The organism is Chryseobacterium oranimense (assembly GCF_900129755.1).
Lineage (GTDB): Bacteria > Bacteroidota > Bacteroidia > Flavobacteriales > Weeksellaceae > Chryseobacterium > Chryseobacterium oranimense.
This window is the reverse complement of sequence record NZ_FQWT01000007.1, coordinates 130792-142845: the sequence shown is the minus strand read 5'-3', so window position 1 is coordinate 142845 and position 12054 is coordinate 130792. Positions and strand designations below refer to the sequence as shown.

The window sequence follows — 12054 nt, the reverse complement described above, 5'->3', positions numbered from 1 at the left end:
TAAATAAAAGAGAGGAAAGAAATTCCATTTTTTTCTTAACTTGATAGACGCAAAATATTCTGGTTATTGATCAGACTTATCCTTTTTACAGATCGAAGGAACAGAATTTGATGAAGTGTAAAGGAATATTTTCGAGACAGAATAATAACGGAAAGTGTATTTAAAAAAGAAGAAAAATTAAATTAAGATATGACTTTTGATATTGATATGATCAAAAAAGTGTACGAGCGCTACCCTGAAAGAATTGCAGCAGCAAGACAAGTCGTGGGAAAACCGCTTACACTTTCAGAAAAAATCCTTTACACTCACCTGTGGGAAGGAAATGCTACACAGGCACATGAGAGAGGAAACTCTTACGTAGACTTTGCTCCGGACAGAGTAGCCATGCAGGATGCCACTGCGCAGATGGCACTTTTACAGTTCATGCAGGCAGGAAAAGCTAAAGTAGCGGTTCCGTCCACAGCTCACGCCGATCACCTGATCCAAGCAAGAGTAGGCGCTGAAGCAGATTTACAGGAAGGTATCAACAAAAACTCGGAAGTATTCAACTTCCTGAGCTCCGTTTGTGATAAATATGGAATCGGTTTCTGGAAACCAGGAGCCGGGATCATTCACCAGGTTGTGCTTGAAAACTATGCATTCCCTGGAGGTATGATGATCGGTACCGACTCTCATACCGTAAACGCAGGCGGTCTGGGAATGGTAGCCATCGGTGTAGGTGGTGCTGATGCAGTAGACGTAATGGCCGGAATGGCCTGGGAACTTAAAATGCCAAAACTTATCGGGGTAAAATTAACCGGTAAAATGAGCGGATGGACTTCTGCAAAAGACGTTATCCTGAAAGTGGCAGGAATTCTTACCGTAAAAGGAGGAACAGGATGTATCGTAGAATATTTCGGAGAAGGAGCAGAATCTCTTTCGGCAACAGGTAAAGGAACCATCTGTAACATGGGTGCTGAAATCGGAGCCACAACTTCTACTTTCGGATATGATGATTCCATGAGAAGATACCTGGCTGCAACAGGAAGACAGGATGTAGTAGACGCCGCCGATAAAATCGCAGAACACTTAACAGGTGATGCTGAAGTATATGCCAACCCTGAACAATATTTCGACCAATTAATAGAAATCAACCTTTCTGAACTTACGCCTCACTTAAACGGACCTTTTACTCCGGATTTGGCTACTCCTGTAGCAGAATTCAGGGCTAAAGCTGAAGCTAACGGATGGCCTATTGAAGTAGAATGGGCACTGATCGGTTCTTGTACCAACTCTTCTTACGAAGATTTATCCAGAGCTGCTTCCATCGTTGAAGATGCCGTTGCAAAAGGAGTGAAGCCAAAAGCAATTTTAGGAATCAACCCTGGCTCCGAGCAGGTAAAATTCACAGCAGAAAGAGACGGATTCTTAAATTCTTTCAGAAAATTTGAAAATGCAAGAATCTTTACCAATGCCTGTGGACCTTGTATCGGGCAATGGGACAGAGAGGGAGCGGATAAAGGAGAGAAAAACTCTATCATTCACTCTTTCAACAGAAACTTTGCCAAAAGAGCTGACGGTAACCCAAATACACACGCCTTCGTAGCTTCTCCTGAAATGGTAGCTGCTGTTGCTATCTCCGGAAGATTGGATTTTAACCCGATTACCGATACTTTAACCGCTGAAAACGGGGAACAGGTAAAACTGGACGAACCTAAAGGTTCTGAACTTCCTGCAAGAGGCTTTGCAGTAGATGATAACGGATATCAGGCTCCTTCTGAAGACGGATCTGCAGTGGTAGTAAAAGTAAACCCTACTTCGGACAGACTTCAGTTACTGGAAGAATTCCCTGCATGGGACGGTAAAAATATTCAGGGAGCTAAGGTTCTGATCAAGGCTTTCGGAAAATGTACGACCGACCACATCTCTATGGCAGGACCATGGCTGAAATACAGAGGCCACCTTGATAATATTTCAAACAACATGCTGATTGGTGCCGTGAATGCTTACAATATGGAAACCAACCATGTTAAAAACGAGATAACCGGCGAATACGGTGAAGTACCGGCTGTACAAAGAGCTTACAAAGCTGCCGGAATTCCTACTATCGTTGTGGGTGACCAAAACTACGGTGAAGGTTCCTCAAGAGAACATGCAGCGATGGAACCTAGACATTTAGGGGTAAAAGCAGTATTGGTAAAATCATTCGCGAGAATCCACGAGACCAACCTTAAAAAACAAGGAATGCTGGGAATCACTTTCGCTAATGAGGCAGATTATGATAAAATCCAGGAAGATGACACCGTTAATTTCTTAGATCTTGACCAGTTCGCTCCAGGAAAACAACTGACTTTAGAATTCGTACATGCAGACGGAACTAAAGACATTATCATGGCCAACCATACTTACAACGATCAGCAGATCGATTGGTTTAAGGCTGGTTCTGCCCTTAACCTGATTAAAAAACAACAGAATTAATTGTTAGATTAATTAATCATAGAAAATCGGCTTCCTTCGGAAGCCGATTTTTATTTTATCTTATTCAGAAGGTTGCTCCGGTAGCTTTCCCCGATCGGGATTTCCTGCTCTGAAATCAAAACTATTTTCTTTATGCCTATATTTTTAGTTTTGTCCAGATTAACAATAAAGGATTTATGAACACGGATAAACCTCTCAGAAAGCTCATTTTCCAAAGATTTTAGGGTGTCCAGTACAATATATTCATTATCGGATGTTTTGATGTTCACATAATCTTTAATGCTTTCAATGTAAAGAATATCATTGAAGTTAATACGGTGCTGCACACCAGAGGATTTCACAAAAAAATAAGACTCTTCATTATTTTCAGAAAAAGAAAAACGTTCCTGAGCCTTTACCGCACTTTTATAAAACCGGTCAAACGAAACAGGTTTTAAAAGGTAATCTATAATATTATGCTCGTAACCTTCCAGCGCATATTCCGAATAGGCTGTCGTCAGGATATACTTTTTCTTTTCCCCAACGATCTTCATAAAATTGATTCCCGTAAGTTCCGGCATCTGAATATCCAGAAAAATCAGGTCTGCTTCATTACTTTGTATATATTCCAATGCCAGAATAGGATTTTCCGTGGAAAAAACCAGCTCCAGGAAGGGAATCTTTCTGACATAATTTTCCAGAAGGGAGATTGCGAGAGGCTCGTCATCTACAATAATGCATTTAATCGTTCTCATAGGGGAAAATTATTCTTAAATCTACAATAAATTCGGATTCCAGGTCTTTTATATTAAGCTCATGTTTTTTAGGATATAAAATTTCAAGTCTTTTTCTGACATTTTCAATACCAATTCCTGATGCTGTATCTTTCATTCCCTGGTTTTTAAAATTATGAAGATAAAAATGAAGCACTCTACTTTCGTCCGAAATTTCCAATACAAAGCCCTTATTTCTGAAATCTCCGTGTTTGAAGGCATTCTCTACAAAGGGAACCAAAAGCATAGGAGAAATTTCAAGCTTCGGATTCGAGATTTTTTTTTCAAACACCAGCATTTCCGGATTCTTAATCCTTAGTTTTTCGAGCCCGATCAGGCTTTCAATATAGCTAATTTCCTTATCCAGGCTGATAACGTCTTTTTCGAGGTCTTTGGTACTGTACCTCAGCAATTCACTCAGCTTTTCGATGGCAGGCAAAGATTGATCTGAATTCTGATACACCAGAGAATAGATGTTATTTAAGGAATTAAAGATAAAATGTGGATTGATCTGGGTTTTCAGAGCCTGAAGCTGGGCATGTTTTCTTTCTTCAATAAGTCTTGTACGTTCCGCTTCAATTTTAGAATAATATTTAAAAAACCAGAGATTTGTACTTACAAAAACCGTTAAGCTGGAATAATATATATTGTCATAAAAATAGTACAGGAATGTAGTTCCCTCCTTATAATTTCTACGGCCAGTAAGTGCGGGAAGCAATATCTCTTCTATTGAGTACCGGAAGACAACGAATACGAATACCCCGATAAAAAAGCCGATAATCATCATGTAAAATCTTTTGGGATCAAAAAATTTTGGAGCGATGAAGAAGTAATTTACATAAAAGCCAAGAAAATTGGCAAAAAATATGGTGACACTCAGGATATCCAGATTTCTCGTATTATATACCAATCCCGCAACGACTCCGTTGAAAATAATCAGCAGCCAGTAAAAAAAATGCAGGAGAAAGATTTGTTTTTGCTTCATGCTCAAATGTAAGGCTCCAATCATTCAAATTCCTAAACATTTCCGATGAAACCTGTTTTTTTTCCGATGAAAATATTTTGAACGGAATAATCCGCCATGAAATCTAAATGATATTTCACAAAAATAAGTTTGAAAATACCTTTGGAGCAAGATTTTAAACTATGAAACTGAAATACATTGTGATCATCAGCCTTTTTTCAACAACGATATCGGCACAAATTAAAAAAGACAGCATCCAGCAGGTGGAGCAGATTAATCTTCTGGTAAAGAAAAAACTCCTGGAAAGAAAAGCAGACCGTCTTATTTTCAATGTGGAAGCATCGGTAGCTTCGCAGGGTATGGACGCTTCCGAAACTCTTGCTAATGTTCCCATGCTTAAAGTGGATGAAAACATGGGGCTAATCTCTATTACCGGAAAAAGTACGGTAAGTGTGATGATTAACGGACGAATGCTGAATCTTTCGGGCAATGCCCTATTAAACTACCTGAAATCCATCCGTTCGGAAAACATTGCAAAAATAGAAGTAATTACCACGCCTCCTTCAAAATATGAAGCGCAGGGCAACAGCGGTATCATCAATATTATCCTGAAAAAGAATCCCAACTTAGGTTTTAGCGGAAATATCAATACCAATCTGATCCAGAGGACTTATTCCGGTTTCAGTTCAAACGGCTCGCTTAGTTATCAAACGGAAAAATTCAGCAGCAGCCTGAAATTAACCTATTATGACTCAGCCAAACGTTCTGATGAAAATTACACCATTCTGGGGACATCCCAAAACTACAGCAATTCTGTACGACGCGATATGTGGAAGGAACTGACTCCGACTCTTAATCTTTCCTATAAAATCAGTAAAAACGCAGAGATCGGGATGGAATACATCTACGCCCATCAGAAATCCGGGATGGATATTGTTAATACAACGAAAAACATTGCCTCAGACCTTAGTGAAGAAAATCTTTTAACCAATACTTTTCACCGTGAAAAGCTTCCTGCCCACACTTTAAGCGCTTACTACGATCTCAAACTGGATTCCCTTGGAAAAAAACTGAGCATTGCCGGGAATTTTTATAAGAACAATTCTGATACTGAAGTCAATTTTTCTACACTGAAATCCTCAGATCAATCTGTACAGGATGTGAGAACCACTTCCTTGATCAAACCACAGATTTTTTCCGCTCAGGCAGATCTTGAGCTTCCGTTTTCTTTTGGGACGATCGAAACCGGAGTAAAATTTAATCAGTTTAAAAACAGTTCGGATCTCAGATATTTCAATGTAAGTGCAGGAAATTATATTGAAGATCTTACAAGAGCCAATCTTTTCGAATATAAAGAAGAAAACTATGCAGCTTACATCAGTTATGCAAAGTCTTTCGGGGAGCATTGGGAAATGAAAGCCGGTCTTCGCTATGAAAACACGAATGCAGAAAGCTATACCCCTTCTTCCGGTTCGGGAAACCAATATAATTACGCACAATGGTTTCCATCTGCTTATGTTTCCTATAAAGAAGATAAAAATGTGTTCAGCTTTTCTTATTCCAGAAGGATCAACCGTCCAAGTATGAGTAACCTCAACCCGTTCCGCTGGTATTCGAATCCGTATTCCTATTCTTCAGGAAATCCTTTGCTGACTCCGGCTTATATCAACAACTGGGAGCTTGGATATACTTTTAACAGTAAATTTTCTGCCAGTGTTTATTACCTGAGGATGAAAAATGCCTTCGGACAGATCTCATATATAGATGGACTTTCACAGATCGGCACGTATCTGAATTACTACAACAATAATTTCTGGGGATTGAATGCTTCTTATACCGATACCTTTTTCAGATTCTGGGAAACCAGTATATCAATGAATGCTTCCCTTCAGAATTCAACGGTATTCAATATTCAGGCAGAAACGCAGAAAGGAAGTTCGTTCAGCTACTCGATAAGCAATACGTTTACTTTAAATAAAAATAAGACTCTTGCCTTATTCCTGAATTATGATCATAGTCTTCCTTACAGAAATGTAAACTCTTATTTCTACTCTTTTCCTGAACTTACTTCAGGATTAAAAGTTTCCCTGATGGAAAAGAAACTTCAGATCAATGCGACGGTTACCAATATTTTTGCCCAGAGGTACAGGGGTGACAAGTATTTTACCGACAGCAGCCAGCATATGGATAATTACTGGGATGGCAGAAGCTTCCGTTTAAGTGTGAATTATACTTTTGGAGGCAACAAAAAGAAGATCAGTAAGAAAAACATCAATTTCGAGGAAAAAGACAGAGCACAATAATAAATTGTATAATCAAATAAAAAACAGAGATTCGGTCTCTGTTTTTTATTTTTGTCCTTTAATTAATTTAAAATTTAAATTCCACCCTTGCAAAAAGGAAACGTCCGCCAATACCATACTGGGAAACCTGTCTGGAATACACAAACTGATTGTCCGCCGTCAAAGAGCTGATATTCGGACTTTTCGACGGAAGAATATTGAAGATATTATTACTTCCTATAGTTGCTAAAATGTTTTTATTAAAATCATAACCTACAGAAAGATCCGTAACAAAACGCTCATTCAGAATAAAGTGTTCTCTGCTTTCGGTAATCCCGTCAAAGTTGGCATCCAGCACATCGGCATCCGTCACTTTTCCAAAGTAGGAATTTCTAAGGGAAACGGTAAGAGCTGCAAGCCTCAATGTATTGGCAAGTGTAGCTTTTATACGGGGTACAGCTTCTTCAAAATAAACTCTGTTCGGTTCAGAAAAATAATTATTGATCTGGCTTACCAACTTAGGTGAAGCATGAATATCCCCGATCCTTCTGGTTTGGTTAAGATTAAGCCCAAGATTATTTTCCAAAGAAATTCCTTCCGAAATTCTTGAATTCTGGGAAACGGTAATATCCAATCCTTTCGTCTGTGAATCCACTGCATTGGCAAAGAAATTGGCAGCACTGGCTCTGGCTAAGTCGAAAGCTCCCTGGAGAACCGCCTGATCAGATCCGGGTGCAAAGCTTCCTTCCGGACGATAGAATAAATCGGTAAGCACTACCCTGTCTTTGATCTTTATAAGATAGGCATCCGCTGTAAATACTAAGCTCAAAGACGGAATTTTCCATGTAATTCCTGTACTGTAAGATTGTGAAGTTTCCTGTTTTAGTTTTGGAATTCCTAATGCCTGGGCAGCTTCGGAATTATTTCTGAAAGTTCCAACCTGTGTTGTCTGCCCCTTCTGTATCAATGTAGAAGTTGAACTATAGTAGATCTGCGCAAGAGAAGGCGCTCTGAATCCTGTAGAAACAGCTCCTCTCCAGTTGAAATTTTTAGCCAGCTTTACATTGGTAGCCAGTTTATAATTAAAAGTAGAGCCAAAATCTGAATAATTCTCGAAACGGACAGCTCCTTCCACGAGCCACCAGTCGGTAGGTTCAATTTCCACATCAGCGTAGGCCGCCAGACTGTTTCTGCTTCCGGAAACTGCATTATCCGGACTAAACCCCGGAAACACCTGTGATCCGGCCGGTCTTACAGCTCCAAAGAAATCAGTTACTTTTTCATTATCAGGAGTAGCGGCCGTCACTACGCGGCCATTGATATCATAAGAAACATAGGAATTTTCGTTTCCTGCATTTACTTTATAGTTCTCATAACGGTATTCCCCACCAAAGGCCACATTCAGACCATGAAGCACATCATATTTTTTTGAGAAATCCAGATTCAGCGTATTTTGTAAGAATTCTGAGCCTCCTGCTTCAAAGGTTCTTGGAGAATTTTCTCCTAAAGAAGCATTAAAGGTATTCACCACCCCAAAATTAAAAGCATTTTTCCCGAAAGTATTGCTTAAATCCACATTCCATCCGTTCCATTTTCCTTTGATTCCTCCTGCCAGGGAATAATCATTCACAGTAGCTTCAATTTGCGGCAAATATCCATTCGGGGTAACAGCATTGATGTTCCTTTCTGTATTCGGAAGACGGTAAAATCCACCTGCATTCCCTAAACGGTAGCTGTAACCTCCAAAAGAATAGACTTTCCAGTCTTCATTGACGGGAATTTCAGAATTGAAAAAAAGCTGTGCGGACTGCAGCTTGGACTGTCCTGCCCTAAGACTGAAATCTTTTCTTTCCAGACCTCTGTATGCCAGTTCCTTATCAGTGAAATCTTTTCCCAGTAACCCCTGCAATGCTGTAATACTGTTAGCTCCTGATATCTGATCCTTGAAATCCTGCGAAAAATAGCCAACCTGTGAGGCGTATTGCTTTATTGTATTAATAATCTGCTGGGTATTGGGCGTATTGGTAATATTTTTATACAACCCATCAATATTGACTCCATTCTGCAATGCTCTGTAATTAATGGCATTATAGGCATTAAAGATATCACCCTGACGGACACCTGCTCTTGAATAGGGGTCTCTATATTGTACGGAACCTGTTACATTAATAAATCCTTTCTCCCCGATCTTTGCTCCATAATTAAGATCTGCAGAAATGGTCTCCCCGTCTATACCTCCTGAGAAATTATTAGCAACTGGTGAAGCATATCCTCCTAAAAATACCTGTCCTGAAAGTCCAAGCCTTTTCTTTAATCCTAAATTCACTACTCCTGCAATGGCATCAGAACCATATTGTGCAGAAGCCCCGTCTCTCAGAACCTCTATTTTATCTAAAGCAAAAGCCGGAATTGCATTAAGATCCGTTCCTACCGAACCTCTTCCCGGAGTAAGGGTAACATTGATCAACGAAGACTGGTATCTTCTTTTTCCATTAAGCAATACCAGAACCTGATCCGGGCCAAGTCCTCTTAGCAAAGCGGGATCCACGAAATCGGTTCCGTCATTCACTGTATGTGATGTGGAAGAAAATGAAGGCACAACATAATTAAGTGCCTGGCTTATATTATTTACGGGACTTTGTCTCAGAATTTTAGAAATATTGATGATATCTACCGGAACCGGAGTTTCTGTAAGAGATCTTCCGGCCCCTCTCGATCCCAGGATCACCACATCATCGATCTTTTTAGAAGATATGGAATCCGTCTGCCCAAAATAAAATGCTGAAATAAGACTTGCTGATGCTATGATTGTTTTTTTGTTGAAATTGTACATGTGTTTTTCTATTTTTTGATTACTGATTGTTGATTGTTTTCAGGCAATAAAATTCCTGTAACCTCTATTTGAGGTTACGGTTAAAAGCCTGAATGATTGAATTATTTTTTAAAGAAGTCTAGAAACAACAACACATGCACATGTGGGTATGGCATGAAAACAGGTCAGAATAACGAAGTGACACTTCATGATCTGAGAAACTAAAATTTAAATTGGTCTTGTGGTTTCCCTTGTCTTTAAACATTGATTTTATTTTTAAAACAAAAATGTCAAGATGGGAGAAAAATAGAGAATAAACATTTTTTCCGGGCATATCGGCTTATCTATTTCAGCACCTTGCTTGTTTTTGCAGGTTGCTATCCCATCTATGAGATTCTTGATAATTACGTGGCAAAGATATAATTATTTCGGAAATAAAAAAATAAATGCTTAAAAATTTAACTTTTCGCAAATTTCACCGTAACAAATGAGCTTTTTTTACGTCTAACTGGATAGTAGTAAAAAACATTATGAGAAAAACTATATTCACGCTGTCTTTGCTGGCGTCTTTTTTTGCCTATTCACAGGAAAAACCCAATACCACCCCAGACAAAGAGAAACAGATTGAAGGCGTAGTCATTACCAAAACTAAAAAAGCCGTTGAACAGAAAGCAGACCGTACTATTTTTGACTTTTCCGAGCAGCCACAGCTTAATAACGGAAATGTTCTGGAAGGTATAAAGAAGCTTCCCGGCCTGGTTTCAACCGATATCGCCGGAATGATGTACCAGGGAAAAATCCTGGATGTTTACCTGAACGGGAGACCATTGAATATCACATCAAACGAACTGAATTCTTTTCTTGAAGGAATGCCTGCCAACTCGGTGGACAGAATAGAAGTGATCACCCAGCCGGGAGCGGAATATCCGGCTACCTCAGGAGGTGCCATCATGAATATCATTACCAATAAGAATGCTAATAAGTATTTAACAGCAACCTATTCGGGAAATTATTCTTTTAGCAATTACGACAAATTCAGAAGCAGAACCACCAATTCTTTAAATCTGAATGCCAGAAATAAGCTTTTCGGATGGCAGCTGAATGTAGGCCAGAACTACCGTGAAAGTATGCTGAATGGTGATCAGGATGTGCTTCTCCATAACAATACGGACAGAATAGGACGGGGATATTTTGCAAAATCAGGATTGACTTTTGATCTTGGGCAGGACAGATTATTGCTGAACTACGATATTTATCACAATAATAACGACAATTATACTGCCAGTACAGGACTTGCCGACATTCCTGTAAGCTTTAATCCTGTCCAGTACCGGGAAGCCGATTATGAAGCATCCGATGTTGCCCATACCAATAACCTGAGACAGGAAGCTGTTGTAACGTATCAGAAGCGTTTCAGTGACAAATCTCAAAAATTGGATTTCCAGTTCGGATATACTAAGGCTACTTCTAAATTCTCCCAGGACAATTTCTTCCAGAGAGGCTTTTATACGGATATCTGGCAGCCTTTCCTGAATGTAGGCGGAGAAAATGTACTTGATAATAAGTCGGATATGAGAGTTGCTAACTTTAAGGTAGATTACTCACAGCCGATCAAGCTTCTGGACGGTGGAAAAGTAAGTTTGGGAGGTTTATATGAGAGACAGGATTACGATACGGAAAGTAAAGGCCTTACCAATTTGGAATACCAGAGGCAGACAGCTTCTACCTACCTTGAATTTCAGGCAAAACTGAAAAAGTTTGATTTCACCTTAGGGGCAAGAGCAGAAAACTATGATATTTACGGGATGACGCGAATTATAAAGGATAATGCTGTTGTGGAAAGGGATTTAACCCCTTTCAATAAATTCAAGCTTTTCCCGAATGCAAGTGTACAGTATAGCCTGATGAACCAGGTGTATGTTGCAGCGAATTACAATAAAAAAATCACGCTGCCAAGCATTTCTGCCTTGAACCCGAATAACGTCATCTTTGCCAGCCCGAATACGGAAGTTACCGGTAACCCGGATCTTCAGCCTACGATTTTTGACAATTATGAATTGAAAGTTTCGGCGTTTGATTATGCCTTCATTGGATACAGTGTAAGTTCTGCAAAGGATCAGGTAGCGCAGATCATCATGAAAAACGGCAAGAACCTTTACAACAGACAGGTGAATATTTCTAATATAAAAATTCACAACTTTAATGTAGGGCTTCCTATCCCTTTTATGATTTTCAGCAAGCCGATGAGCGAGATCATGAAGTTTAATTTTAATCCTGACAAGATTAATTTCATGTATCTGTATGCAGGTTACCAGAAACATGATATTGATAATTTAAATAATAAAGGCTTCTGGATCTTTAATATCATGACCCAGTTGCTTTTACCGAAGGATATCAAGCTGACGGCCAATTACAGTTATCTAACGCCAAAAGCCGGGTATTTTTATTTTACAGCGGATAAACCATTCAATAATAACCTGGACATTACCCTGACGAAAAAGTTCATGAACAACCGTCTTACCGTTTCTGTTTTCGCGAATGATATTTTCAACGGACAGGTGATGCAGGTTTATTCGAATCCGCCTGAAGGACAGCCTGTAATGATCAGAAGTAAGTACGATACGAGAAACTTTGGAATTTCTATCAATTATAAAATTCCTACGAAGAATAAACTGGCCAAGGAAGATCCAAACATCCTGAACCAGACTAAGAAGGAGGATAGCGGCGTGATGCAGAATCCGCAGTAACTTTTTATCATCAAAAATAAGGCAGTAAAAAATTATTTTA

The 12054-nt window shown here is 39.3% G+C and carries 6 protein-coding genes and 1 riboswitch; of the genes, 3 read left to right on the top strand and 3 right to left on the bottom strand.

The window, feature by feature from the left end; genetic code table 11:
• Positions 1-189 precede the first annotated feature (189 nt).
• Positions 190-2457, top strand: a complete 2268-nt coding sequence (locus BUB03_RS18610) for an aconitate hydratase (RefSeq protein ID WP_073066015.1) — start codon at positions 190-192, stop codon at positions 2455-2457.
• Positions 2458-2507: 50 nt separating this feature from the next.
• Here the strand turns inward: BUB03_RS18610 and BUB03_RS18605 are convergent, their stop codons facing one another.
• Both BUB03_RS18605 and BUB03_RS18600 read right to left on the bottom strand, forming a co-directional pair.
• Complete coding sequence (locus tag BUB03_RS18605) at positions 2508-3191, bottom strand: LytR/AlgR family response regulator transcription factor (protein ID WP_040999330.1); 684 nt, start codon at positions 3189-3191, stop codon at positions 2508-2510.
• Positions 3178-4194, bottom strand: a complete 1017-nt coding sequence (locus BUB03_RS18600) for a sensor histidine kinase (RefSeq protein WP_073066012.1) — start codon at positions 4192-4194, stop codon at positions 3178-3180. Before BUB03_RS18600 ends, BUB03_RS18605 begins: the two co-directional genes overlap by 14 nt.
• Before the next feature lie 161 nt (positions 4195-4355).
• Here BUB03_RS18600 and BUB03_RS18595 point away from each other — a divergent pair, with 161 nt between their 5' ends.
• Complete coding sequence (locus tag BUB03_RS18595) at positions 4356-6476, top strand: outer membrane beta-barrel family protein (RefSeq protein ID WP_073066009.1); 2121 nt, start codon at positions 4356-4358, stop codon at positions 6474-6476.
• Between the two features lie 67 nt (positions 6477-6543).
• On the opposite strand, the gene BUB03_RS18590 is transcribed toward BUB03_RS18595, so the two are convergent.
• Positions 6544-9288 carry a TonB-dependent receptor plug domain-containing protein gene (locus BUB03_RS18590; RefSeq protein WP_073066006.1) on the bottom strand — a complete coding sequence of 915 codons (2745 nt, stop codon included), beginning with the start codon at positions 9286-9288 and terminating at the stop codon, positions 6544-6546.
• A 289-nt stretch (positions 9289-9577) separates the two neighbouring features.
• Positions 9578-9676, bottom strand: a riboswitch (SAM-I-IV-variant riboswitch).
• Positions 9677-9797: 121 nt separating this feature from the next.
• Here BUB03_RS18590 and BUB03_RS18585 point away from each other — a divergent pair.
• Positions 9798-12014 carry an outer membrane beta-barrel protein gene (locus BUB03_RS18585; protein ID WP_073066003.1) on the top strand — a complete coding sequence of 739 codons (2217 nt, stop codon included), beginning with the start codon at positions 9798-9800 and terminating at the stop codon, positions 12012-12014.
• Positions 12015-12054 lie beyond the last annotated feature (40 nt).